Source organism: Acidovorax benzenivorans (genome assembly GCF_028680575.1).
Taxonomy (GTDB): domain Bacteria; phylum Pseudomonadota; class Gammaproteobacteria; order Burkholderiales; family Burkholderiaceae_C; genus Acidovorax; species Acidovorax benzenivorans.
Genome location: NZ_JAPCKI010000003.1, coordinates 53085 through 76534 on the forward strand (window position 1 = coordinate 53085; position 23450 = coordinate 76534).

Here is a 23450-nt window from a genome sequence, read left to right on the forward strand (position 1 = left end):
GTGAAACTGGCGCGCTAGGCCAGGGCCGCCGCGCAAGGGCCGCCCCGCCGCGCTGGCGGCGTCCCTCTTCCTGCGCGCAGCACCAGAGAAGGGGGAAGCGGCGTAGCCGCTCAGGGGGTTGTCGCTCCCTCCAATGCATGCGGTAAGCTCACCCCGCACGCTTATGACCTATTCCCTCAATACCCTGAATGCATCGGCTGCGGCCAAGTCGCCGCCCCGCACGGGCGCTGCCCGTTTTGGCCACGAAATCGCCCTGGTGGTGGGCTTGCTGGCCCTGGTTTTCTGGCTGCTGGCGCTGGTCAGCTATTCGGCTCAGGACGCGGCCTGGTCCACCTCTGGTGCCCGCGATGTGCGCGCCGTTGCCAACTGGGCGGGGCGTTTTGGCGCCTGGCTCGCCGATGGCAGCTACTTTGCGCTGGGATTTTCCGTCTGGTGGTGCGTGGCGGCTGGCGTGCGCGCCTGGCTGTCGTCGCTGGCGCGCTGGATGCGTGGGGGTGAAGTGGTGGCGGGCGCCGCCAGCCCCCTGGTGCGCCGGGCCACGTTCTGGGGTGGGCTGGTGGTGCTGATGTGTTCGAGCACGGCGCTCGAATGGTCACGTTTGTACCGGTTTGAATCGTTTCTGCCTGGGCATGCTGGTGGCGTGCTGGGGTATCTGGTGGGGCCCGCTGGCGTGAAGTGGCTGGGTTTCACGGGCTCTGGCTTGTTGGCGATCGTGCTGGCGGTGGCGGGGGCGGCGCTGGTGTTCCGCTTCTCGTGGGGCCATGTGGCGGAGTTTCTGGGGGGGCGCATCGATGCGCTGGTGCAGTCACGCCTGGCAAAACGCGAGGTGGCCAAGGACGTGGCCGTGGGCCGAAAGGCCGCACGCGAGCGCGAAGTAGTGGTGCTCGAAGAGCGCACCGAAAGCGAAGTGCACCACCCGGAGCCCGTGCAGATCATCGAGCCAATCCTGGTGGACGTGCCGCAGAGCACCCGCGTGGTGAAGGAGCGCCAGAAACCCCTGTTCACCGAGATGCCGGACAGCAAGCTGCCGCTGGTGGACCTGCTCGACGGCCCCCTGCAGCGCCAGGAAACCGTGGCTCCCGAGACGCTGGAGATGACCAGCCGCCTCATCGAGAAGAAACTCAAGGATTTTGGAGTGGAAGTGCGCGTGGTGGCCGCCATGCCCGGTCCGGTGATCACGCGCTACGAGATCGAGCCCGCCACGGGCGTGAAGGGCTCGCAGATCGTGGGCCTGGCCAAGGACCTGGCACGGTCGCTCAGCCTCGTCTCGATCCGCGTGGTGGAGACGATCCCAGGCAAGAATTTCATGGCGCTGGAGCTGCCCAACGCCAAGCGGCAGTCCATTCGCCTGTCCGAGATTTTGGGCTCGCAGGTGTACCACGAGGCCAAGAGCATGCTCACCATGGGCCTGGGCAAGGACATCGTGGGCAACCCGGTCGTGGCCGACCTGGCCAAGATGCCGCACGTACTGGTGGCCGGTACTACGGGCTCGGGCAAGTCGGTGGGGATCAACGCCATGATCCTCTCGCTCTTGTACAAGGCCGAGGCGCGCGATGTACGCCTCTTGATGATCGACCCCAAGATGCTGGAAATGTCGGTCTACGAAGGCATTCCGCACCTGCTGGCGCCCGTGGTCACCGACATGAAGCAGGCCGCGCACGGCCTGAACTGGTGTGTGGCCGAAATGGAGCGGCGCTACAAGCTCATGTCCAAACTGGGCGTGCGCAACCTGGCGGGCTACAACGTCAAGATCGACGAGGCCAAGGCGCGCGAGGAGTTCATTTACAACCCGTTCAGCCTGACGCCCGAAGAGCCCGAGCCGCTGCAGCGCCTGCCGCACATCGTGGTCATCATCGACGAGCTGGCTGACCTGATGATGGTGGTGGGCAAGAAGATCGAAGAGCTGATCGCCCGCCTGGCGCAGAAGGCGCGCGCGGCCGGCATCCACCTGATCCTGGCCACCCAGCGCCCCAGCGTGGATGTGATCACGGGCCTGATCAAGGCCAACATTCCCACCCGCATCGCGTTCTCGGTGGGCTCCAAGATCGACAGCCGCACCATCCTCGATCAGATGGGCGCCGAGGCGCTGCTGGGCATGGGCGACATGCTTTACATGGCCAGCGGCACGGGCCTGCCGATCCGGGTGCATGGCGCCTTCGTGTCGGACGAAGAAGTACACCGTGTCGTCAGTTACCTCAAGGAACAAGGGGAGCCGGACTACATAGAAGGCGTGCTCGAAGGCGGAACTGTGGATGGCGAGGGGGATCTGTCAGGGGAGGGCGGTGGTGGCGAGGGGGGCGAGAAGGACCCCATGTACGACCAGGCCGTCGAAGTGGTGCTCAAGGACCGCAAGGCCAGCATCTCGTACGTGCAGCGCAAGCTGCGCATTGGCTACAACCGCTCGGCGCGGCTGTTGGAAGACATGGAGAAGGCTGGACTCGTCAGTGGCCTGACCACCAGCGGCCAGCGTGAAGTGCTGGTACCCAACCGCAGCGAATGACCGGCCGGACCACAAGGCCGGTCCCTACCCCACAGGAGTTTCTGTTGAAAAAGATCGCTACTGCAATTTTGATAGCTGCTGCGGCAAGCGTGGCTAGCGCTGACGGGCTGAAGAGCCTGGAATCCTTCATGAAGGGCACGCAGACGGGCAAGGCCGATTTCACCCAGACCGTGACCTCACCGCCCAAGGACGGCCAGACCGCACGCACCAAGACATCGAGCGGCAGCTTTGAATTCCAGCGGCCCGGGCGCTTCAAGTTCGTCTACAAGAAACCTTTTGAGCAGACCATCGTGGCCGATGGGCAGACCCTGTGGCTGTACGACGTGGACCTGAACCAGGTCACGCAGCGCTCGCAGTCGCAGGCGCTGGGCAGCACGCCCGCCGCGTTGCTGGCATCTGCACCTGATCTGTCGGCGCTGAAGGCGGAGTTCACGCTGGAGTCCTCGCCCGACGCCGATGGCCTGCAGTGGGTGCTGGCCAGCCCCAAGACCAAGGACGGCCAGCTCAAGAGCGTGCGTGTCGGTTTTGCAGGAGATCAACTGGCGGCGCTGGATATTTTGGACAGTTTTGGACAGCGTTCGTTGATTCGCTTTAACGGCATGCAGGCCAACGCAGCGCTGCCTGCCAGCACCTTCCAGTTCAAGCCGCCCGCTGGAGCGGATGTGGTCAAACAATAGGTTGCTACGAAAGATATAGCTGCCAGCGCTTAATGGTAAGGCGCTAGAGGCCAATTTGGCTTAAAAATCAGCGTGACGTAGACAGGACACGAACATGGCAGCACGCGGTGCCTCCGCCCCTTCCCCGGCACACCCTTCCACCCACCAGCCCCTGGCCGAGCGCCTGCGGCCCCGCACGTTGGGCGAGGTGATCGGCCAGCAGCATGTGCTGGGCCCGGGCATGCCGCTGCGGCTCGCGTTCGAATCGGGCCGCCCGCACAGCTGCATCCTCTGGGGCCCGCCGGGTGTGGGCAAGACCACCATCGCGCGGCTCATGGCCGATGCGTTCGATGCGCAGTTCATCAGCATCAGCGCGGTGCTGGGTGGGGTCAAAGACATCCGTGAGGCCGTAGAGCAGGCCCAGGCCGCGCGCGATGGGCTCATGCAGCAGCGCACCATCGTGTTTGTCGATGAAGTGCACCGCTTCAACAAGAGCCAGCAGGACGCCTTTTTGCCGCACGTCGAAAGCGGGCTGTTCACCTTCATTGGTGCCACTACCGAGAACCCGTCGTTTGAAGTCAACTCCGCGCTGCTGTCGCGTGCGGCGGTGTACGTGCTGCAGCCGCTGTCCGAGCAGGATCTGAAGCAGATTGTGGTCCTGGCGCAGGCAGAAGATGCCTTGCCCGCTATCGAAGATGTAGCGATAGACCGCCTGGTGGCCTACGCCGATGGCGATGCGCGCAGATTGCTCAACACGCTCGAAACCCTGGCCATGGCGGCTACGCAGGAGAAACTCGTCGAGATCACCGATGCCTGGCTGCTCAAGGTGCTCGGCGAGCGCATGCGCCGCTACGACAAAGGTGGCGAGCAGTTCTACGACACCATCAGCGCGCTGCACAAGTCGGTACGGGGCTCCGACCCCGACGCCGCGCTGTACTGGCTGGTGCGCATGCTCGACGGTGGCGCCGACCCGCGCTACATGGCGCGTCGGCTGGTGCGCATGGCTGCCGAGGATGTGGGCCTGGCCGACCCGCGAGCGCTGCGCCTGGCGTTGGATGCCAGCGAGGTGTACGAACGCTTGGGAAGCCCCGAAGGCGAGCTCGCCCTGGCTGAATGCGTGGTGTACCTGGCGGTAGCGCCCAAGTCCAACGCGGTCTACAAGGCCTACAACGCCGCGCGAGCCTGGGTCAAACAAGACGGCACGCGCCCGGTGCCCATGCATCTGCGCAATGCGCCCACCCGGCTCATGAAAGAGTTGGACTATGGCAAGGGCTACCGCTACGCCCACGACGAGGAGGGCGGCTTTGCGGCGGGTGAGAACTACCTGCCCGAAGGCATGCCCGAGCCCGGCTTCTACCAGCCCGTGGAGCGCGGGCTGGAGATCAAGATTGCTCTGAAGCTGCGTGAGCTGCGCGAACGAAATGTCGCAGCCGCCACATCCAGCCCCCAAGGTTCAGATACCCCCTCCTGATCGGTGATTGGGGCAGGAGGGCAGGGTGGCCACGCATCTCCTGCGGCGGCCCCACCGCACTCTGCAGCCCGCTTTATGCCGATTCGGCATGATCTCGGTAATAAGTTTGCACATCAATTATCTTGCGTGCATCAAGATTACTTATGCAGTGCGTGGCGCGCTGATGTGACCAAAACCCGAGGGAAAACCCCGCCCAGCTTGGATTGGGGTGGTTGTGACTACTCGCTACAATCCCGTCCACAAACCCGCACAGCTGCATTCCTGGCGGGTTTTTTGCTAGATGGCAGTCGGGCCCACAAGGCTGTACCGATTTCGGTGCCAAAGCGGTGGGTACGTCACAAACGAAGGACTTCTCTTATGGACATTTTGCTGCAGCAGATCATCAACGGTCTGGTACTCGGCAGCATGTACGCCTTGATAGCCTTGGGCTACACGATGGTGTACGGCATTATTCAACTGATCAATTTTGCGCACGGTGAGGTGCTCATGATTGGCGCGCTGACCAGTTGGAGTTGTATAGGAATGATGCAGGAGGCCATGCCCGGTGCGCCTGGCTGGGTCATCTTGCTGCTGGCCACGCTGATCGCCTGCGTGGTGGCTGCCACGCTCAATTTTGTGATCGAAAAAGTGGCCTACAAGCCACTGCGCACCAGCCCCCGTCTGGCCCCCCTGATCACCGCCATCGGCATGTCGATCCTGCTGCAGACGCTGGCCATGATCATCTGGAAGCCCAACTACAAGCCGTACCCCACGTTGCTGCCCAGCACGCCGTTCCAGGTGGGTGGTGCGTACATCACGCCCACGCAGATCCTGATCCTGGGTGTGACGGCGGTGGCCCTGGCCTCGCTGGTCTATCTGGTCAACCACACCAACCTGGGCCGCGCCATGCGTGCCACGGCTGAGAACCCCCGCGTGGCATCCCTGATGGGCGTGAAGCCCGACATGGTGATCTCGGCCACCTTCATCATCGGCGCCATCCTGGCGGCCATCGCCGGCATCATGTATGCGTCCAACTACGGCACGGCGCAGCACACCATGGGCTTCCTGCCCGGGCTCAAGGCCTTCACGGCGGCGGTGTTCGGCGGCATCGGCAATCTGGCCGGCGCGGTGGTGGGCGGCATTTTGCTGGGCCTCATCGAAGCCATCGGCTCGGGCTACATCGGCACGCTCACGGGCGGCTTGCTGGGCAGCCACTACACCGACATCTTTGCGTTCATCGTGCTCATCATCATCCTGACGCTGCGCCCCTCGGGCCTGCTGGGTGAGCGTGTGGCTGATCGCGCCTGAGGAGCCACACACCATGAAGAACACCAAAACCAACTGGATCATCGGCGCCGTCGCGCTGCTGGTGCTGCCGCTGATCCTGCAATCCTTCGGCAACGCCTGGGTGCGTATCGCCGACCTGGCCCTGCTGTACGTGCTGCTGGCACTGGGCCTGAACATCGTGGTGGGCTACGCCGGCCTGCTGGACCTGGGCTACGTGGCGTTCTACGCCGTGGGTGCCTATCTGTTTGCCTTGATGGCTTCGCCGCACCTTGCGGACAACTTTGCGGCGTTTGCCGCCATGTTCCCCAACGGGCTGCACACCTCGCTGTGGATCGTGATACCGGTGGCGGCGTTGTTAGCGGCGTTCTTTGGCGCCATGCTGGGGGCGCCCACGCTCAAGTTGCGCGGTGACTACCTGGCCATCGTGACGCTGGGCTTCGGCGAAATCATCCGCATCTTCCTGAACAACCTGGACCACCCCGTCAACCTGACCAACGGCCCCAAGGGCCTGGGCCAGATCGATTCGGTCAAGATCTTTGGCCTGGACCTGGGCAAGCGACTGGAGGTGTTCGGTTTCGACATCAACTCCGTCACGCTGTACTACTACCTGTTCATGATCCTGGTGGTGGTGTCCATCGTCATCTGCTACCGCCTGCAGGATTCGCGCATCGGCCGTGCCTGGATGGCCATCCGCGAAGACGAAATTGCTGCCAAGGCGATGGGTATCAACACCCGCAACATGAAGCTGCTGGCCTTCGGCATGGGTGCTTCGTTCGGCGGCGTGTCGGGCGCCATGTTCGGTGCGTTCCAGGGCTTTGTGTCGCCCGAGTCGTTCAGCCTGATGGAGTCGGTCATGATCGTCGCCATGGTGGTGCTGGGTGGTATCGGCCACATCCCCGGCGTGATCCTGGGGGCCGTGCTGCTGTCGGCCTTGCCCGAAGTGCTGCGCTATGTGGCGGGCCCGCTGCAGGCCATGACGGACGGCCGTCTGGACTCCGCCATCCTGCGCCAGCTGCTGATCGCGCTGGCCATGATCATCATCATGCTGATGCGTCCCCGTGGTCTGTGGCCTGCGCCCGACCATGGCAAGAGCCTCACGCAGAAGACCTGAACACCGCAGAAAGTTAGAACATGGCAGAGAACATTCAGAAATCAGCCAGCGACGTGGTGCTGCGGGTTGCCGGCATTTCCAAGCGCTTTGGCGGCTTGCAAGCCCTCTCCGACGTGGGCATCACCATTGAGCGAGGCCAGGTGTATGGCCTGATCGGCCCCAACGGCGCGGGCAAGACCACGTTCTTCAACGTGATCACCGGCCTGTACACGCCTGACAGCGGCACCTTCGAACTGGCGGGCAAGCCCTACGAGCCCACCGCCGTGCACGAAGTGGCCAAGGCGGGCATTGCGCGCACCTTCCAGAACATCCGCCTGTTTGCAGAAATGACGGCGCTGGAGAACGTGATGGTGGGCCGCCACATCCGTACCAAGTCCGGCCTGCTGGGCGCGGTGCTGCGCACCAAGGGCTTCAAGGAAGAAGAACTGGCCATCGCCAAGCGCGCGCAAGAGTTGCTTGACTATGTTGGCATTGGCAAGTTTGCCGACTACAAGGCGCGTACTCTCTCCTACGGCGACCAACGCCGCCTGGAGATCGCCCGCGCCCTGGCCACCGACCCGCAACTGATTGCGCTGGACGAGCCCGCCGCTGGCATGAATGCCACCGAGAAGGTGCTGCTGCGCGAGCTGATCGATCGCATCCGCAACGACAACCGCACCATCTTGCTCATCGAGCATGACGTGAAGCTGGTGATGGGCCTGTGCGACCGCGTGACGGTGCTCGATTACGGCAAGCAGATCGCCGAAGGCACGCCTGCCACCGTGCAGAAGAACGAAAAAGTGATTGAGGCCTATCTGGGCACCGGAGGACATTGAGAATGGCCGAAAAATCCAACAAGGTACTGCTGCAGGTCAAGGGCCTGAAGGTGGCCTACGGCGGTATCCAGGCCGTGAAGGGCGTGGACTTTGAAGTGCGCGAAGGCGAACTGGTCTCGCTGATCGGCTCCAACGGTGCTGGCAAAACCACCACCATGAAGGCCATCACCGGCACGCTGGCCATGAACGATGGCGACATCGAGTATTTGGGCGAGAGCATCAAGGGCAAGGGCGCTTGGGACCTGGTGAAAAAGGGCTTGGTGATGGTGCCGGAAGGCCGTGGCGTGTTCGCACGCATGACCATCACCGAGAACCTGCAGATGGGTGCCTACACGCGTCGCGACAAGGCAGGCATCCTGGCTGACATCGAGAAGATGTTCACCATCTTCCCGCGCCTGCGCGAGCGCAAGGACCAACTGGCCGGCACCATGTCCGGTGGCGAACAGCAGATGCTGGCCATGGGCCGCGCACTGATGAGCCAGCCCAAGGTGCTGCTGCTGGACGAGCCCTCCATGGGCCTGTCCCCCATCATGGTGGACAAGATCTTTGAGGTGGTGCGCGACGTGTACGCGTTGGGCGTGACCATTGTGCTGGTGGAGCAGAACGCCAGCCGCGCGCTGGCGATTGCCGACCGCGGCTACGTGATGGAGTCCGGCCTGATCACCATGTCGGGCCCTGGCCAGCAACTGCTCAACGACCCCAAGGTGCGCGCAGCCTACTTGGGCGAATAAGCGGCTGCAAGCCTGCGCACCGCTTGTGTGGTGCCGCTGCTTTCCAACAAGGCACTCCCTCGGGAGTGCCTTTTTTATGCCTGGTGATGACGTTGGTGATGTAGTGAATTGCTATTGAAAGTATAGCTATCAAGGCATGTCATACCGGCGCAAGTGGTCGATTTTGTTCATAATCGGCCGCTTTGTTCATCCACCCACCCATCCAGACTGTCGCCCGACCATGAACGCGCTTCAATCCCTGCCCATCTCGTTGCAAACGGTGTTGCTGCTCACGGCCAGCAATATCTTCATGACCTTTGCCTGGTATGGCCACCTGAAAAATCTGGCGTCCTCGCCGTGGTACGTCGCCGCCCTCGTCAGTTGGGGCATCGCCCTGTTTGAATACCTGTTGCAGGTGCCAGCCAATCGCATCGGCTTCACCCAGTTCAACGTGGGCCAGCTCAAGATCATGCAAGAGGTCATCACGCTGGGCGTATTTGTGCCGTTCGCCGTGTTCTACATGGGCCAACCCCTGAAATGGGACTACCTCTGGGCCGGGCTCTGCCTGGTGGGCGCGGTGTATTTCATCTTCCGGGGCGCTTGAGGCGTGAACGTCTGAACGGCCAGCGCCCCGCCGCGCCGCCGCCCATGGCCCCGTGCGCATGACTGCATGAGGCAGCGGCATCAGTCCCTGCTGGGCGCACGGTTAAACTCGCCGGGTCACGAAAGCGTCATGGTTTTGTCATGGCGCGGCCTTTTCTCACCATTCGTTCCCGATCCAGGAGTCTCCATGCTGTTTGCCAAGCTGTTGCCACGCGAAGGCAATTTTTTCGAAATGTTCAACCAGCATGCGGACCGCATCGTCGAGGCGGCCCGGGCCTTCTCGCAACTGGTGGCCAACTATAGCGATCCGCACCTGCGCGACAAATACAACCAGGACGTGGACAACGCTGAGCGTGCCGCTGACCGGGTGACGCACGAGGTGAACAAGGCCATCCACAAGACCTTCATCACCCCCATCGACCGCGAGCAGATCCATGCACTGATCAACACCATGGACGACGTGGCCGACCTGATCCAGGACTCGGCCGAGACCATGGCGCTGTACGACGTGCGCCACATGACGGAGGAGATCACCCGCCTCACGGACCTGAGCCTCAAGTGCTGCGAGCGCCTGCGCGATGCCGTCAAGCTGCTCGACAAGATCGCCGACCCTGCTGTGGCCGAGGCCGCACTCAAGACCTGCGAAGAGATCGACAAGCTCGAATCCGACGCCGACCGCGTGATGCGCAGCGCCATGAGCAAGCTGTTCCGCGAGGAGCCCGATGTGCGCGAAGTGATCAAGCTCAAGGCCATCTACGAGTTGCTGGAGACGATCACCGACAAGTGCGAGGACGTGGCCAACTGCATCGAGGGCATCGTCCTCGAGAACTCCTGATCCGCGCAGGCTGACCAGTATGGAAACCGTACAGACGGCCCTCTGGGTTGTGGTTCTGCTTGTGGCCCTGGCAATCCTGTTCGACTTCATGAACGGGTTCCACGACGCGGCCAATTCGATCGCCACGGTGGTCTCCACCGGCGTGCTCAAGCCCGCGCAGGCGGTGCTGTTTGCCGCCTTCTTCAACTTTGTCGCGATCTTCGTCTTTCACCTGAGTGTGGCGGCAACGGTGGGCAAGGGCATCGTGCAGCCCGGCATTGTGGACACGCACGTGGTGTTTGGCGCCCTTGTGGGCGCGATCACCTGGAACGTGATCACCTGGTACTACGGCATCCCCAGCAGCTCTTCGCATGCGCTCATCGGCGGCATCGTGGGGGCCGTGATTGCCAAGGCCGGCTCGGGCGCGTTGATCTCGGCGGGCATTCTCAAGACCGTGGCGTTCATCTTTGTCTCTCCGCTGCTGGGATTTACGCTGGGCTCGCTCATGATGGTGGCCGTGGCATGGATCTTCCGGCGCACGCGCCCGAGCAAGGTGGACAAATGGTTCCGCCGGTTGCAGTTGGTGTCTGCTGGCGCCTACAGCCTGGGTCACGGCGGCAACGATGCGCAAAAGACCATCGGCATCATCTGGCTGCTGCTGATTGCCACGGGGTATTCGTCGGCGTCTGACGCCTCGCCCCCCGTCTGGGCCATCATCAGCTGCTACGTGGCCATTGGCCTGGGCACCATGTTTGGCGGCTGGCGCATCGTGAAGACCATGGGCCAGAAGATCACCAAGCTCAAGCCCGTGGGCGGCTTCTGTGCCGAAACGGGCGGGGCGCTGACCTTGTTCCTGGCCACCACGCTGGGAATTCCGGTGTCCACCACGCACACCATCACGGGCGCCATCGTCGGTGTGGGCTCCACCCAGCGCGCCAGCGCCGTGCGCTGGGGTGTGGCGGGCAACATCATCTGGGCGTGGATTCTGACCATTCCGGCGAGCGCGTTTGTGGCTGCCGTCGCTTACTGGATCAGCCTGCAGCTGTTCTGACGGCCGATGGCCCCGGTGGTTGTGATTGCTATTAAATAGATAGCTATCAAGGCAATCAGCACTGGCGCAAAAGCCCCATTGGATGTGAATTCAATGGGGCTTTTGCTTGGGCGCCTGCCCGCAGATCACTGCGAGATCTTGCGCGCTTCCTCGATCTGGTATTCAAAGTACCGCTGGAAGCTAAACGCCAGGCTGGCCATCAGCACCGTGGTGCCAATCAGCAGCGACACCACGATGGCGCCCACGGTGATCCATTGCGTCCTGCCCGGCGCGGCATCGGGTGCTGCGCTGGGGTTGTAGCGCGCATTCCACGCCTCGGGCGTCATCAGTGCGTACAGGATGGCACGCAGCGCACAGGCGGCTATCGTGAAACCCAGCAGCGGAATCAGCACCCAACTGTAGTGGTCGTCCTGGCCGAGTTGCTGCACTCTCTGGATGCCATAGATGCCCAGCGCAGTGGGAATGGGCAACAGCCAGCCGAGCATGTCGGACAGGCCGTGCAGATAAAAGCGGTGCAGGCCCAGCGGCCCGCCCACAAAGGCGAGCCAGGCCGCGACGGTTTTGTTTTTCATGGGATGCCGTGCTATTCGGGAGAAGTGGTGTTGCCCGCGCCCAGGGTCTTTTCCATGAGCACAATGTCGCGCCAGGCGCCAAACTTCCAGCCCACCGAGCGCATGACGCCCACATCGGTAAAGCCCAGGGCACGGTGCACGCCGATCGAGCCAGCATTGGCAGAGTCGCCAATCACCGCCAGCAGCTTGCGCACGCCAGCCGCTTCGGACTGCACGGCCAGCTCGGTGAGCAGCTTGCGGCCCAGGCCCATGCCACGGGCGCCGTCGGCCACGTAGATCGAGTCTTCGGCCGAGAAGCGGTAGGCCGGGCGGGGTTTGAACCAGTTGGCATAGGCAAAACCCAGCACTTGGCCGTCTTTCTCCGCAACCAGCCAGGGCAGGCCACGCGCCAGCACGTCAGCGCGGCGGCCCGTCATGTCAGCTTCGGAGGGGGGATCTATCTCGAAGGTGCCCGTGCCGTGGAGCACATGGTGTTGGTAAATGGCCGTGATGGCAGGAATATCGCTGTCAGTGCTGGGGCGGATAGAGGGCATTTTGGGGAAATGGATATAATCGCAGGCTTTGCAGCGTGTCGCTGGCCGGGTGGCCATGTCGCGTGTCTCAAGCGTTGCGAATATGGTTGCGAACACTGTGGCTTACGGCAAATGTTGCCGGAGTTCACCACCCGAAGGATAAATCATGGTCGTCATTCGACTCTCCCGCGGCGGCTCCAAGGGCCGTCCTTTCTTCAACATCGTTGTTGCTGACAAGCGCGTGCGCCGTGATGGCCGCTTCATCGAGCGCATCGGCTTCTACAACCCCACCGCCAAGGAATCTGAAGAAGGCCTGCGCATCGTGCAAGACCGTCTGGCTTACTGGGTGGGCGTTGGCGCCCAGTCCTCCCCCACGGTGGACCGCCTGATCAAGCAAGCCGCCAAGAAGGCTGCTTAAAGCTCCCTGAAAAGGGCGGGTTCCGTCGGCTGGTCTGGCGGAACCCGCCCTTTTCTCATTCTGGATTCACTGCCATGGCCACCACACCGTTGACCCTCGAACCCGCAGAACTGCCTGCCGACGCCGTTGAAGTGGGGCGTATCGCAGATGCCTGGGGTGTCAAGGGCTGGTTCAAGGTGCTGTCGCACAGCGGCAATCCTGAGGCACTTTTTTCGTCCAAACGGTGGTATTTGCAGCCCTCGGAGCGTGGTGCCAAGACCTTCAGCGGCACCGTGCTGCTGCCCATCCGCCAGGCCAAGGACCACTCGGACACCGTGGTGGCCTGGGCGCAGGGCATAGACGACCGCAATGGCGCAGAGGCGTTGCGGGGTGCGCGGATTTTTGTGCCACGGTCCAGTTTCCCGTCCACCTCGGATGATGAGTATTACTGGGTCGATCTGATTGGCCTTTCGGTCATCAACCGCGAAGGTGTGGCGCTGGGCCAGGTGCGCGAGCTGATGTCCACCGGCCCCCAGACCGTGCTGGTGCTGGGCTATGAGCAGGACGGCAAGGCGCAGGAGCGCATGATTCCGTTTGTCTCGGCGTTCGTGGACAAGGTGGACCTGGCCGAAAAACGCATCACCGTGGACTGGCAGCCCGACTACTGACAGGCGCATGGACAGTGCCGCGCACCATGCGCTTTGACATCATCACCCTCTTTCCCGAGCTGTTCGCCCCCTTTCTGGCGAGCGGCGTGACCCGGCGCGCCTATGCCAGCGGCCAGGTCGATGTGCGTCTGTGGAACCCGCGCGACTACGCCGACGGCAACTACCGCCGCGTGGATGACCGACCGTTTGGTGGTGGCCCGGGCATGGTGATGATGGCAGAGCCTCTGGCACGGTGCCTTGTCGCCATCCGGGCCGAGCGCGGTGAGCCCGAAGGCGGTCAGGCGCCAGTGGTTCTTTTTTCACCCATCGGCGAGTCGCTGAACCACGCTGCTGTGGAGCGCTGGTCGGCCAGCGCGGGGGGCGTGTTGCTGTGTGGGCGCTACGAAGGCATCGACCAGCGGTTCATCGATGCGCATGTGAATGTGCAGATGAGCCTGGGCGACTTCGTGCTCTCGGGCGGCGAGATTGCAGCCATGGCCCTGCTAGACGCCGTGGCACGCCTGCAGCCCGGCGTGCTCAATGACGAGGGCAGCCACCAGCTCGACAGCTTCAACCCGGCGCTCGATGGCCTGCTGGACTGCCCACACTACACGCGGCCCGAAGAGTGGGCGGGGCAGCAGGTGCCCGTTGCCCTCATGTCGGGCCACCATGCGCAGATCGAGCGTTGGCGGCGTGATCAGCGCTTGGTCACGACGGCCCGCCACCGGCCAGATCTCATCGACGTCGCGCGCAAAGCAGGGCGTTTGGCGCCTGCCGATGAGGCAGTATTGGCCAAGCTCGGCTGAATTGCTATAATCAAAGGCTTTTCGATCCTCTGGCCGGCCGTTTTGACTGGGAGTTCTTCCGCAAAACACTGAGGCGTCAATCCCGACGCAGCCATTTTTGGCGCGGACAAGATCACTAGGAAACTCACATGAACCTGATCCAGACCCTGGAAGCGGAAGAAATTGCCCGCTTGAACAAGACCATCCCCGAATTCGCCCCTGGTGACACCGTCATCGTGAGCGTGAACGTGGTGGAAGGTACCCGCAAGCGCGTGCAGGCTTACGAAGGTGTGGTGATTGCCAAGCGCAATCGCGGCCTGAACAGCGGCTTCACCGTGCGCAAGATCTCCAGCGGCGAAGGCGTGGAACGTACGTTCCAGACCTACAGCCCGCTGATCGCCAACATCGAAGTCAAGCGCCGCGGTGACGTGCGCCGTGCCAAGCTGTACTACCTGCGTGAACGCAGCGGCAAGTCGGCACGTATCAAGGAAAAGCTGCCTTCGCGCGTCAAGGCTGCAGCCACCGCCGCATAAGGCGCGGGCTCGTCCTGACAAGCCGCTACAGCATCTGCCTGTAGCGGCTTTTTGTTTTTTGGCTCGTTCAACCTGCTTTTCGTGAACCCTACTTCCCCTCCCGCCTTCTCATCGGTCATTGCGCCTCTGTCGAGCCTGCCCGACTTTGACCCCCGCATGGTGCCGGTGGTGGGTGTGGACGCGCACTTGCCTGCTGTGCCGTTGGCCGCACAAACGCCCGATGCGCTGCGTGCGCGTTTTGCGCAGCCACCCCAGTGGGAGCCGGAGGTGGTGCTGGAGAAGAAGTTCATGAACCGCGAGCCAGCTCACGCGTCTGTGTTGCTGGCGATCGTGTTGCGCGAGCAGCCCACGGTGTTGCTGACGGAGCGCACCGCACATCTGTCCACCCATTCCGGGCAGGTCGCATTCCCTGGTGGGCGGGCCGATCCGGAAGATGCCAGCCCTGCTGAAACCGCCTTGCGCGAAGCGCAGGAGGAAGTGGGTCTGGACCGGGAGTTTGTCGAGGTGCTGGGAACCTTGCCGACCTACGTGACCGGCTCCTCGTTCATCATCACCCCCGTGGTCGCCCTGGTGCAGCCGGACTGTGTGCTTCGGCCCAATCCGTATGAAGTGGCCGACTTGTTCGAGGTCCCGCTGGCCTTCCTGCTCGACCCTGCCCACCATCGCCGCCATGTGTTCGACCGCGATGGCGTGCACCGGGAGTGGTTCTCCATGCCGTACCAGCAGGGGGACAAAACCCATTTCATCTGGGGCGCGACGGCGGGCATGCTGCGCAATTTCTACCGGTTTATGCAGGCCTGAACCTGCTGCACACGCCATGGGGCGCACCGGCGCGAAGCACCAGTATCATTGCTCCCCATGAGTTTCTTCGCCATCCTGTTCGCTCTGCTGATCGAGCAGGCACGCCCTCTGGCTCGCAGCAATCCTATCCACGCGGGGCTGCGTGCATGGGCGCTGTCCGTGAGCCGCAATTTCGATGCGGGCAAGTCGCACCACGGCTGGGTGGCGTGGAGCCTCGCAGTGCTTGTCCCTGCATTGGTCACTCTGGCCATCCACTGGCTGTTGTTGTGGGGCCTTGGCTGGCCATTTGCGGTGCTCTGGAGCGTCGCGGTGCTGTACGTCACGCTGGGGTTTCGGCAGTTCAGCCACCATTTCACCGGCATCCGCGATGCGCTGGAAGAGGGCGACGAAGACGCTGCCCGTGAGCGCCTGGCGCACTGGCAGCAGGTGGACGTAGGTGTGCTGCCGCGCAGCGAAATCGTGCGCCATGTGATTGAGTATTCGGTGTTGGCTGCCCACCGGCATGTGTTTGGCGTGCTGGCCTGGTTCTCGGTGCTGGCCGCGCTGGGTCTGGGGCCGACGGGGGCGGTGCTGTATCGCCTGGCTGAATTTGTCTCGCGCTACTGGCATTACAAGCAGCGTACGGGCGCATTACCCGCGAGCGAGTCCTTGCAGCAGGCGTCCGCCCAGGCCTGGACTGCCATCGACTGGTTGCCTGCGCGGCTCACGGCACTGAGCTTTGCGGTGGTCGGCAGTTTTGAAGAAGCGATTGAAGGCTGGCGTTTTCATGCGCAGCGGTTTCCCAACGACAACGATGGTGTGGTTCTTGCCGCCACTGCAGGAGCCATCAATGTGCGCCTGGGCGGTGAGGCGTTGAAGGCTCGTACCGAGCTGCATGCGCCACAGGGCCTGGAGATTGACGCCGATATGGGAGACAGCGACTCCACCCCCGGCCGTGAGCCCGAGGTGGGCCACCTGCGCAGCGTGGTGGGCCTGGTGTGGCGCTCGGTGGTGGTCTGGATGCTGCTGCTGGCGTTGCTGACGCTGGCGCGTTTGCTGGGTTAGCCCGCTCCTGTAGCGCTACCTTTGTGCGGCGCTGCTGGCGGGCACCGGTCAATACCGGGTGTGACTCAGCTCTTCAAATAAGTCGCTATATATTTTGTAGCGAGAGGGACTTATTCCTCCGGCGCTTGGCCCCTGTTTGACTGCATCCAGCACACCACAACCCGGTTCGTGCAGATGGGTGCAGTTGTAGAACTTGCAGGCGGTTGCATGCTCGGCGATGTCGGGCATGCAGGCCGCCAATTGCATGGGGGCGATGTGGTGCAGCCCGAATTCCTGGAACCCTGGTGAGTCGATCAGCGCCGTGGTGCGTGCCGCATCCATCCAGTACCAGTGGGTGCTGGTGGTGGTGTGTTTGCCCGAGTTCAGCGCCTGCGAGATTTCGCCGGTCAGTACCGAAGCACCTGGTACCAGCAGGTTGATCAGCGTGCTCTTGCCAGACCCCGACGGGCCCAGCACCAGCGTGGTCTTGCCCTGCAAGTGTTCCATGAGCAGGGCGCGGTCCACATCGCTGGACAGCGCCAGAGATAGCGGCAGCACGCCATAGTGTTTGCCTGCGCCCATGTGCCGGTACGGCAGCAGTCGCTCCCATGCGCGGGCGAAGGGTTCGACCAAATCACTTTTGTTGAGGGCAATGATGGGTTTGATGCCCTCGGCCTCGGCCGCAATCAGCGCGCGGGCGAGTTGACTTTCCGAGAACACCGGTTCAGCCGCAATCAGGATGAGCACCTGATCGAGGTTGGCGGCAAATGACTTGGTGCGGATCTCGTCCTGTCGGTAGAACAGGTTGCGCCGCTCCTTGACCTTTTCGATGGTGCCTTCTTCGCCTTGTCCGGGCGGCGGCGCTTGCCACAGCACATGGTCGCCGACCACGGCCTGGCTTTTTTTGCCACGGGGGTGGCAGATGCGGCGCTCCCCATCCGGGGTTTCGACCATGCAGTGGCGCCCATGGCTGGCCACCACGGTACCTTCCATGAGGGCGCTGCGTTCAGCCATGGTGGGCCCGTGTCACAGCGCGACCAGTGCGTCGAACTGAGTGGCGCACTCGAAGTCGGTGCTGGAGATTCCGTGCACGTCGTGTGTGTTCAGCCGCACCACGCAGCGGTTGTAGTGCACCGACAGGTCGGGGTGGTGGTCTTGCGCATTGGCGATAAAAGCAAGGGCGTTCACGAACGAGATCGTCTCGTAGTAATTGGCAAAGTGGTAGGTCTTCTCGATGGCGACGTTGGCGCCGTCACCGCTGAGGCTCCAGCCCTCCAGTTTGGCCAGGTTTGCTACCACTTCTGTAGCTGTCAGGGCACGGCGGGTCAGCGTGGACCAATCTTTTTTCTTCAACATGGTAGTCATGGGTGGGCTGGGGTTTGCATGCGCGCCAGCCGTTCTGTGGCGGGTGGATGCGAGTAGTAAAACTTCACGTACAGCGGGTCGGGCGTGAGCGTGGAGGCGTTGTCTTCGTACAGCTTGAGCAGGGCCGACGACAAGTCGGTGCCGCTGGCTTGGGCCGTGGCATATGCATCCGCCTGGAATTCGTGGCGGCGCGATTGCTGTGAAAACAGCGGCGAGATGAAGAAAGTAAACACCGGTACGACCAGCATGAACAGCAGCAATGCCAGCGCATCATTGGGTGCGGCAGCCATGGCCGGGTCCAGCGAGATATTGGGCCGCACGCCCAGCCCGGTGTAGAACCACACCTGGGTGGATATCCAGCCCAGCAGCGCAAAGCCCGCCAGGCTCAGCGCAAACATCGTCACGATGCGCTGGATGATGTGGCGGTGTTTGAAGTGGCCCAGCTCATGGGCCAGCACGGCTTCCACCTCGCCAGGCGCTAGCTGGCGCAGCAGGGTGTCGTAAAACACCACGCGCTTGGCCGCACCAAAGCCCGTGAAATAGGCGTTGGCATGGGCGCTGCGGCGGCTGCCATCCATCACGAACAGGCCCTTGGCCGAGAAACCGCAACGCTGCATCAGCGCTGTCACGCGGGTCTTGAGCGACTCGTCTTCGAGCGGCTGGAACTTGTTGAACAACGGTGCGATGAAGGTGGGATAGATCACCATCAGCAGCAGGTTGAACCCCATCCAGAAGCACCAGGCCCACAGCCACCACAACGGGCCCGCAGCGCCCATCAACCAGAGGATCAGCGCGGCAATGGGCAGTCCGATGATCGCGCCCACCAGCAGGCCCTTGAGCGAGTCCACCAGCCATAGGCGCCAGGTCATCTTATTGAAGCCAAACCGTTCTTCCACCACGAAGGTCTGGTACAGCGACAGGGGCAGGTCGACCAGGCCGCTGATGGCGGCAAAGGCCACCAGCAATGCCATCTGTTGCCACATGCCGCCGCCCAGTGCGGCAAGCAGCGTCTGGTTCAATGCGTCCAGGCCACCCAGCAAGGTCCAGCCCATCAGCACTGCTGCGCCCAGCGTCATCTCCAGCATGCCCAAGCGGGCTTTGGTGATCGTGTAGTCGGCCGCCTTCTGGTGCGCGGCCAGGGTGATGCGCTCGGAAAATGGCGCCGGGACCGCTGCGCGGTGACGGGCCACGTGCCGGACCTGGCGCGTCGCCAGCCAGAATTTGAGGGCCAGGCCCAGCAACAGCGCTGCAGCAAAGGCCAGGGTGAGCAGCAAAGAGGGGGAAATGTCGTCAGAGGTGGGCATGTGCGGCGAGTTTAGGCCATCGGCGACAATGCGCGCCATGTCAGAAGCCAACAACCCCACCCCTCTCGCGCTTGCCAAATCCGACCAGAACCTGGTCTGGCTGGACTGTGAAATGACCGGCCTGGAGCCCGACACCGATCGCTTGCTGGAGATCGCTGTGGTCGTGACCGGCCCGAGCCTGGAGCCCCGCATTGAAGGCCCCGTGTTTGCCATTCACCAGTCGGATGAATTGCTGAACAAGATGGATGCCTGGAACAAGGGCACGCACGGCCGCAGCGGCCTGATCGACAAGGTGAAGGCCTCTGCCGTCACCGAGGAGGAAGCGGAGCAGAAGATTCTTGCTTTCCTGGCCCAGTACGTGCCCAAGGGCACCGCGCCCATGTGTGGCAACAGCATCGGTCAGGACCGGCGTTTTCTGGTGCGTTACATGCCCAAGCTCGAACGGTTCTTTCACTATCGCAATGTGGATGTGAGCACGCTCAAGGAACTGGCCAAGCGCTGGAAGCCTGATGCATACACCAGCTTCAAAAAGGCGCAAAAACACACGGCCCTGGCCGATGTCCACGAGTCCATCGACGAACTGGCGCATTACCGCCAGCACCTCTTGGCTGTGGATGTGAAAACGTCTTGAGTCGCTTCTTCCCCTCCTTTGTGGTGAGGGCGAGAGCCCCGCGTGATGCCCGTGCCTTTGAGGCGCGTGCTTCACAAAGACTCGGGAAAAAATTCGGCGCAATCTAGGTGGTTCCACCGGGGCAAAGCACAGGGGGTATTGCGGGCAAACCCTTAATCGTGCAATAATCGATGGCTGCGCAGGAATCCCTCGCAGATTGTGCATCTCCCCTCACACACCGGGCTTGCCAGCCGACTGTCCATAGACAGTGCAGGACTGGCGAATAACGCCCACCCGCTCCGGCCTTTTCTGAGCCAGCGCAGGTTTCGTTTGATGGTTGATGTTTTTTAACCATTTGACGAAGCCAATCGTGGGCTGCGCCCGCGACCGTCTTCGTGAGAGAAAAATCATGACCGACACCTCTTTGGTGCAGGGCGAATTCGCGCCTGCAGACACTTCCTTTGCTGCCGACATTTCCGTGCAGTCTTCTCCCCTGGACGCCGTGGTATCGGCTGTCGAAGCCGATGCTGCTGTGACCGCTGAGCCCAATGGCTTCATCGAGCTGGGCCTGGCCCCTGAACTCGTGCAAGCCGTGGCTGATCTGGGTTACACCCAGCCCACCAGCGTGCAGCTCAAGGCAATCCCTCTGGCGATGGGCGGTGGCAACGACTCCACCAAGTTCATCGACCTCATGGTCTCCAGCCAGACGGGCAGCGGCAAGACCGCCGCCTTCCTGCTGCCCGTGCTGCACACGCTGATCAACCAGCAAGCTGCTGCCGAAGCCGAAGAACGTGCTGCTTTCGAGCGCGCCGTGGCTGAAGCTGCAGCCCGTGGCGAACCTGCTCCGAAGCGCGCCAAGCGCAAGGACCCCACCAGCTCGCGCAACTTCAAGGCTGCCACTCCCGGTGCCCTGATCCTTTGCCCTACGCGGGAACTGGCGCAACAAGTCGCGCACGATGCCATCGACCTGGTCAAGCATTGCCGTGGCCTGCGCGTGGCCAACGTGGTGGGCGGCATGCCCTACCAGCTGCAGATCGCCAAGCTGCAGAACGCCGACCTCGTGGTCGCCACCCCCGGCCGCCTGCTGGACCTGCAGCGCTCGATGCAGATCAAGCTCGACAAGGTGCAGTTCCTGGTCGTTGACGAAGCCGACCGCATGCTCGACCTGGGCTTCTCGGATGACCTGGCTGAACTGAACCAGCTGACCGCTCAGCGCAAGCAGACCATGATGTTCAGCGCCACCTTCGCGCCCCGTATTCAGCAACTGGCCATGCGCGTGATGCACGATGGTGGTTCGTCTGTGCAGAAGGTGACCATTGATTCTCCGCAAGAGAAGCACGCCAACATCAAGCAAGTGCTGTACTGGGCCGACAACGCCCAGCACAAGCGCAAGATGCTGGACCACTGGCTGCGTGACACCACGATCAACCAAGCCATCGTATTTGCTAGCACCCAAGTGGAATGCGATGGTCTGGCTAACGACCTGCAGCAGGAAGGCTTCTCGGCCGTGGCGCTGCACGGCGCCCTGAGCCAGGGCCTGCGCAATCGCCGCTTGATGGCGCTGCGCGCTGGCCAGGTTCAGATCCTGGTGGCTACCGACGTGGCCGCACGGGGTATCGATGTGCCCACCATCACCCACGTGTTCAACTTTGGCCTGCCCATGAAGGCCGAGGACTACACCCACCGCATCGGTCGTACCGGCCGTGCGGGCCGCGATGGCCTGGCCATCACGTTTGCCGAGTTCCGCGATCGCCGCAAGATCTACGACATTGAGTCGTACAGCCGCCAGCAGTTCAAGGCCGAAGTGATTCCGGGCATGGAGCCCTCGCAGCGCGCACCCCAGGCACCTCGCGGTGGCGATTTTGGTGGTGGCCGTGGCGCCCCAGGCCGTTCGTATGACAACCGTGATAACCAGTCGCGCGGTCGCTTCGGTGCTCCCGCACGCGGTGGCAATGACCGTGGCGGCTTTGGTGGTGGTTTTGGCGGTGGCTTTGCCGGTCGTGACAACCGTGGTGCCCCTGCCCGTGGTGAAGGCGGCGGTTTCGCTGGCCGTGATGACCGTGGCGGCGACCGTGGTTTTGCGCCGCGTCGTGACGGTGAAGGCTATGGCCGCAAGCCTGGCTTTGGTGACACAGGCCGCGGTGGCTTTGCTCCCCGTGGCGATGCAGGTGCACCGCGCGGCGATTTCGCTCCCCGCAAGCCGGCGTTTGCCAAGCCTGCAGGCGGTGGTGGTGGCAAGCCTTTTGTGGCCCATGACGCCCGCAAGCGTCCTGCTCGCCCCGCGCGCTGATCGCTGACAGTTCGGTGGCGCTAGCGCCATCCCTGTTGCCAAGGCTGGTACCGCAAGGTGCCAGCCTTTTTTCATGGTGGAGGCCTTGTCAGCCGCAGATGCCGTCGGCGGCTCGTCAATAATGGCCGCCGGAGGAATCTGCTGTGTCGTCTTCTTTTTCTTCGGGTGCGGACTTTGAGCACATGTTTGGGCTGGCCCCAGTGTCACTCTGGTTAGAGGACTACAGCGCGCTCAAGCAGCTTTTTGACCAGTGGCGCGCCGAGGGTGTGGCCGATATCCGCGCATATCTGGCGCAAGACCCGGCGCGCCTGCGGGCCTGCAGCTCCGCACTCAAGGTGCTTCAGGTCAATCAACGCACACTGGACCTGTTTGCCGCCGAGAACCAGCAGGTTCTGGAGGCCAACCTGGACAAGGTGTTCCGCGACGACATGCACGACGCGGTGGCGCACGAGCTGTCACAGCTGTGGGACGGACAGTTGGAGTTCTCCAACCAGACCGTGAACTACGCGCTCGATGGGCGGCGACTGGATGTGCAGATTCGAGCGCGTATCTTGCCTGGTTATGAGGACAACTGGAGCCGGGTGCTGGTGTCGCTGGAGGATGTGACCGGTACCGTGCGCGCAGGTGTCGAGCTGCGCCGTAGCGAGCAGTATGCGCGCGACTTGTTCGAGCATTCGCCCGTTTCCCTGTGGGTGGAGGACTTCAGCACGGTCAAAAATCTGCTCGATGGCGTGCGTGCACAGGGTATCGACGACTTCAAGACCTTCCTCAGGGTGCATCCCGAGTTCGTGACGCGCTGCATGCACGAAATCCGGGTGATCGACGTCAACCAACAGACCCTGCGCATGTTCGGTGCATCGAGTAAGGAGATGCTGCTGAACAACATTGGCCGTGTGTTTCGCGGGGAAATGCATGAGTCCTTTGCGGAGCAGTTGCTGGACCTGTGGGAGGGCAAGACCTTTCAGCAGCGCGAAGTGGTCAACTACGCACTGTCTGGGGATGCCGTGCATATCCACATGCAGTTCTCGGTGCTGGCCGATCACATGAGCGACTGGGGCCTGGTGCTGTTGTCGCTGGTGGATATCACGGCGCGCAAAAAGGCCGAGGCTTATCTGGAGTACCTGGGCAAGCACGATGTGCTCACGCAATTGCGCAATCGTGCCTTCTACGCGGAGGAGCTCAACCGCCTAACCCGTAAAGGCCCATGGCCGCTGTCCATCATCGCCATCGACCTGAATGGTCTCAAGGTGGTGAACGATGAGCAGGGCCACGCAGCGGGGGACTCCATGCTGCGCCGTGTGGGCGAGGTGTTGGCGAAGGCCGTGGATGCCCCCGCCTGCGCAGCCCGTATTGGCGGAGACGAGTTCACCGTGTTGTTGCCTGGCACGGATGAGCGTGGAGCTGTGGCTTTGCAGGAGCGCATTTTGTCGATGCTCGAACTCAACAATCAGTTCTACCCCGGCCAGCATCTGAGCTTGGCCATGGGGATTGCCTGTTGCCAGTCTGGAGATGCGGTGGAGGCAGCGATCCACCGCGCAGACCAGGCGATGTATGCGGAAAAAAACCGCTACTACCAGCAAAAGAACGTGGACAGGCGGCAGCCCAATCCTTGAT

General features: G+C 62.6%; 24 protein-coding genes. 19 read left to right on the top strand and 5 right to left on the bottom strand.

What is annotated here, in order from left to right:
- Positions 1–163 precede the first annotated feature (163 nt).
- The 10 genes from OIN59_RS06165 (at position 164) to OIN59_RS06210 (ending at position 10997) form a co-directional block, all read left to right on the top strand.
- Entirely contained in the window at positions 164–2500 is a 2337-nt protein-coding gene (locus OIN59_RS06165) for a DNA translocase FtsK (protein WP_274108199.1), read from the top strand.
- A gap of 44 nt (positions 2501–2544) precedes the next feature.
- Entirely contained in the window at positions 2545–3177 is a 633-nt protein-coding gene (gene lolA, locus OIN59_RS06170) for an outer membrane lipoprotein chaperone LolA (RefSeq protein ID WP_274108201.1), read from the top strand.
- Between the two features lie 94 nt (positions 3178–3271).
- On the top strand, positions 3272–4627 hold the full coding sequence (locus OIN59_RS06175; RefSeq protein WP_274108203.1) for a replication-associated recombination protein A: 1356 nt from the start codon (positions 3272–3274) through the stop codon (positions 4625–4627).
- 357 nt (positions 4628–4984) lie between these two features.
- Complete coding sequence (locus OIN59_RS06180) at positions 4985–5914, top strand: branched-chain amino acid ABC transporter permease (RefSeq protein ID WP_274108205.1); 930 nt, start codon at positions 4985–4987, stop codon at positions 5912–5914.
- Between the two features lie 13 nt (positions 5915–5927).
- Positions 5928–7004, top strand: a complete 1077-nt coding sequence (locus OIN59_RS06185; protein ID WP_274108207.1) for an ABC transporter permease subunit — start codon at positions 5928–5930, stop codon at positions 7002–7004.
- A gap of 20 nt (positions 7005–7024) precedes the next feature.
- On the top strand, positions 7025–7819 hold the full coding sequence (locus OIN59_RS06190; RefSeq protein WP_055403064.1) for an ABC transporter ATP-binding protein: 795 nt from the start codon (positions 7025–7027) through the stop codon (positions 7817–7819).
- 2 nt (positions 7820–7821) lie between these two features.
- Positions 7822–8550, top strand: coding sequence for an ABC transporter ATP-binding protein (locus tag OIN59_RS06195; protein ID WP_274108210.1), 729 nt, complete (start codon positions 7822–7824; stop codon positions 8548–8550).
- A gap of 220 nt (positions 8551–8770) precedes the next feature.
- Entirely contained in the window at positions 8771–9133 is a 363-nt protein-coding gene (locus OIN59_RS06200; RefSeq protein WP_015013099.1) for a DMT family protein, read from the top strand.
- A gap of 186 nt (positions 9134–9319) precedes the next feature.
- Positions 9320–9967: a DUF47 domain-containing protein gene (locus tag OIN59_RS06205; RefSeq protein ID WP_274108212.1), complete on the top strand. Its 648-nt coding sequence runs from the start codon at positions 9320–9322 to the stop codon at positions 9965–9967.
- A 19-nt stretch (positions 9968–9986) separates the two neighbouring features.
- Positions 9987–10997 (top strand): inorganic phosphate transporter, encoded by a 1011-nt coding sequence (locus OIN59_RS06210; protein ID WP_274108214.1) that lies wholly within the window; start codon positions 9987–9989, stop codon positions 10995–10997.
- A gap of 125 nt (positions 10998–11122) precedes the next feature.
- Here the strand turns inward: OIN59_RS06210 and OIN59_RS06215 are convergent, their stop codons facing one another.
- Together OIN59_RS06215 and OIN59_RS06220 are read right to left on the bottom strand one after the other, a co-directional pair.
- Entirely contained in the window at positions 11123–11569 is a 447-nt protein-coding gene (locus OIN59_RS06215) for a TM2 domain-containing protein (protein WP_056061068.1), read from the bottom strand.
- Between the two features lie 11 nt (positions 11570–11580).
- Positions 11581–12102, bottom strand: coding sequence for a GNAT family N-acetyltransferase (locus OIN59_RS06220; RefSeq protein ID WP_274108217.1), 522 nt, complete (start codon positions 12100–12102; stop codon positions 11581–11583).
- 145 nt (positions 12103–12247) lie between these two features.
- On the opposite strand from OIN59_RS06220, the gene rpsP reads away from it, so the two are divergent.
- The 6 genes from rpsP (at position 12248) to OIN59_RS06250 (ending at position 16288) form a co-directional block, all read left to right on the top strand.
- Positions 12248–12499, top strand: coding sequence for a 30S ribosomal protein S16 (rpsP, locus tag OIN59_RS06225; protein WP_015013104.1), 252 nt, complete (start codon positions 12248–12250; stop codon positions 12497–12499).
- Positions 12500–12573: 74 nt separating this feature from the next.
- Positions 12574–13146 carry a ribosome maturation factor RimM gene (rimM, locus tag OIN59_RS06230; RefSeq protein WP_274108220.1) on the top strand — a complete coding sequence of 191 codons (573 nt, stop codon included), beginning with the start codon at positions 12574–12576 and terminating at the stop codon, positions 13144–13146.
- A 26-nt stretch (positions 13147–13172) separates the two neighbouring features.
- Positions 13173–13931 carry a tRNA (guanosine(37)-N1)-methyltransferase TrmD gene (trmD, locus tag OIN59_RS06235; protein WP_274108222.1) on the top strand — a complete coding sequence of 253 codons (759 nt, stop codon included), beginning with the start codon at positions 13173–13175 and terminating at the stop codon, positions 13929–13931.
- 128 nt (positions 13932–14059) lie between these two features.
- A complete protein-coding gene (gene rplS / locus OIN59_RS06240) occupies positions 14060–14443 on the top strand; it encodes a 50S ribosomal protein L19 (RefSeq protein WP_274108224.1) in 384 nt (127 codons plus the stop codon).
- A 156-nt stretch (positions 14444–14599) separates the two neighbouring features.
- On the top strand, positions 14600–15244 hold the full coding sequence (locus OIN59_RS06245) for a CoA pyrophosphatase (protein ID WP_274109045.1): 645 nt from the start codon (positions 14600–14602) through the stop codon (positions 15242–15244).
- A gap of 57 nt (positions 15245–15301) precedes the next feature.
- Positions 15302–16288 (top strand): CobD/CbiB family protein, encoded by a 987-nt coding sequence (locus OIN59_RS06250; protein ID WP_274108226.1) that lies wholly within the window; start codon positions 15302–15304, stop codon positions 16286–16288.
- A 48-nt stretch (positions 16289–16336) separates the two neighbouring features.
- Here the strand turns inward: OIN59_RS06250 and rsgA are convergent, their stop codons facing one another.
- Genes rsgA through OIN59_RS06265 form a run of 3 tightly spaced genes read right to left on the bottom strand, consistent with a single transcriptional unit; the run spans position 16337 to position 18936 of the window.
- Positions 16337–17281, bottom strand: a complete 945-nt coding sequence (gene rsgA, locus OIN59_RS06255; RefSeq protein ID WP_274108228.1) for a ribosome small subunit-dependent GTPase A — start codon at positions 17279–17281, stop codon at positions 16337–16339.
- Positions 17282–17293: 12 nt separating this feature from the next.
- Entirely contained in the window at positions 17294–17632 is a 339-nt protein-coding gene (locus tag OIN59_RS06260) for a 4a-hydroxytetrahydrobiopterin dehydratase (protein ID WP_060986897.1), read from the bottom strand.
- Entirely contained in the window at positions 17629–18936 is a 1308-nt protein-coding gene (locus tag OIN59_RS06265) for a M48 family metallopeptidase (RefSeq protein WP_274108231.1), read from the bottom strand. Before OIN59_RS06265 ends, OIN59_RS06260 begins: the two co-directional genes overlap by 4 nt.
- Before the next feature lie 37 nt (positions 18937–18973).
- Here OIN59_RS06265 and orn point away from each other — a divergent pair, with 37 nt between their 5' ends.
- The 3 genes from orn to OIN59_RS06280 all read left to right on the top strand — a co-directional run bounded on the left by orn (position 18974) and on the right by OIN59_RS06280 (position 23449).
- Positions 18974–19567 carry an oligoribonuclease gene (orn, locus tag OIN59_RS06270; RefSeq protein WP_274108233.1) on the top strand — a complete coding sequence of 198 codons (594 nt, stop codon included), beginning with the start codon at positions 18974–18976 and terminating at the stop codon, positions 19565–19567.
- A gap of 388 nt (positions 19568–19955) precedes the next feature.
- Positions 19956–21836, top strand: coding sequence for a DEAD/DEAH box helicase (locus tag OIN59_RS06275; RefSeq protein ID WP_274108235.1), 1881 nt, complete (start codon positions 19956–19958; stop codon positions 21834–21836).
- A 143-nt stretch (positions 21837–21979) separates the two neighbouring features.
- Positions 21980–23449: a sensor domain-containing diguanylate cyclase gene (locus tag OIN59_RS06280; protein WP_274108237.1), complete on the top strand. Its 1470-nt coding sequence runs from the start codon at positions 21980–21982 to the stop codon at positions 23447–23449.
- The last annotated feature ends 1 nt before the right edge of the window (position 23450 follow it).

Excerpts from the sequence above, each read along its gene's own strand:
- OIN59_RS06165 (WP_274108199.1), top strand. The coding sequence starts at position 164 with ATGACCTATTCCCTCAATACCCTGAATGCATCGGCTGCGGCCAAGTCG.
- OIN59_RS06175 (WP_274108203.1), top strand. The coding sequence starts at position 3,272 with ATGGCAGCACGCGGTGCCTCCGCCCCTTCCCCGGCACACCCTTCCACC.
- OIN59_RS06180 (WP_274108205.1), top strand. The coding sequence starts at position 4,985 with ATGGACATTTTGCTGCAGCAGATCATCAACGGTCTGGTACTCGGCAGC.
- OIN59_RS06185 (WP_274108207.1), top strand. The coding sequence starts at position 5,928 with ATGAAGAACACCAAAACCAACTGGATCATCGGCGCCGTCGCGCTGCTG.
- OIN59_RS06190 (WP_055403064.1), top strand. The coding sequence starts at position 7,025 with ATGGCAGAGAACATTCAGAAATCAGCCAGCGACGTGGTGCTGCGGGTT.
- OIN59_RS06195 (WP_274108210.1), top strand. The coding sequence starts at position 7,822 with ATGGCCGAAAAATCCAACAAGGTACTGCTGCAGGTCAAGGGCCTGAAG.
- OIN59_RS06200 (WP_015013099.1), top strand. The coding sequence starts at position 8,771 with ATGAACGCGCTTCAATCCCTGCCCATCTCGTTGCAAACGGTGTTGCTG.
- OIN59_RS06205 (WP_274108212.1), top strand. The coding sequence starts at position 9,320 with ATGCTGTTTGCCAAGCTGTTGCCACGCGAAGGCAATTTTTTCGAAATG.
- OIN59_RS06210 (WP_274108214.1), top strand. The coding sequence starts at position 9,987 with ATGGAAACCGTACAGACGGCCCTCTGGGTTGTGGTTCTGCTTGTGGCC.
- OIN59_RS06215 (WP_056061068.1), bottom strand. The coding sequence starts at position 11,569 with ATGAAAAACAAAACCGTCGCGGCCTGGCTCGCCTTTGTGGGCGGGCCG.
- OIN59_RS06220 (WP_274108217.1), bottom strand. The coding sequence starts at position 12,102 with ATGCCCTCTATCCGCCCCAGCACTGACAGCGATATTCCTGCCATCACG.
- rpsP (WP_015013104.1), top strand. The coding sequence starts at position 12,248 with ATGGTCGTCATTCGACTCTCCCGCGGCGGCTCCAAGGGCCGTCCTTTC.
- rimM (WP_274108220.1), top strand. The coding sequence starts at position 12,574 with ATGGCCACCACACCGTTGACCCTCGAACCCGCAGAACTGCCTGCCGAC.
- trmD (WP_274108222.1), top strand. The coding sequence starts at position 13,173 with ATGCGCTTTGACATCATCACCCTCTTTCCCGAGCTGTTCGCCCCCTTT.
- rplS (WP_274108224.1), top strand. The coding sequence starts at position 14,060 with ATGAACCTGATCCAGACCCTGGAAGCGGAAGAAATTGCCCGCTTGAAC.
- OIN59_RS06245 (WP_274109045.1), top strand. The coding sequence starts at position 14,600 with ATGGTGCCGGTGGTGGGTGTGGACGCGCACTTGCCTGCTGTGCCGTTG.
- OIN59_RS06250 (WP_274108226.1), top strand. The coding sequence starts at position 15,302 with ATGAGTTTCTTCGCCATCCTGTTCGCTCTGCTGATCGAGCAGGCACGC.
- rsgA (WP_274108228.1), bottom strand. The coding sequence starts at position 17,281 with ATGGCTGAACGCAGCGCCCTCATGGAAGGTACCGTGGTGGCCAGCCAT.
- OIN59_RS06260 (WP_060986897.1), bottom strand. The coding sequence starts at position 17,632 with ATGACTACCATGTTGAAGAAAAAAGATTGGTCCACGCTGACCCGCCGT.
- OIN59_RS06265 (WP_274108231.1), bottom strand. The coding sequence starts at position 18,936 with ATGCCCACCTCTGACGACATTTCCCCCTCTTTGCTGCTCACCCTGGCC.
- orn (WP_274108233.1), top strand. The coding sequence starts at position 18,974 with ATGTCAGAAGCCAACAACCCCACCCCTCTCGCGCTTGCCAAATCCGAC.
- OIN59_RS06275 (WP_274108235.1), top strand. The coding sequence starts at position 19,956 with ATGACCGACACCTCTTTGGTGCAGGGCGAATTCGCGCCTGCAGACACT.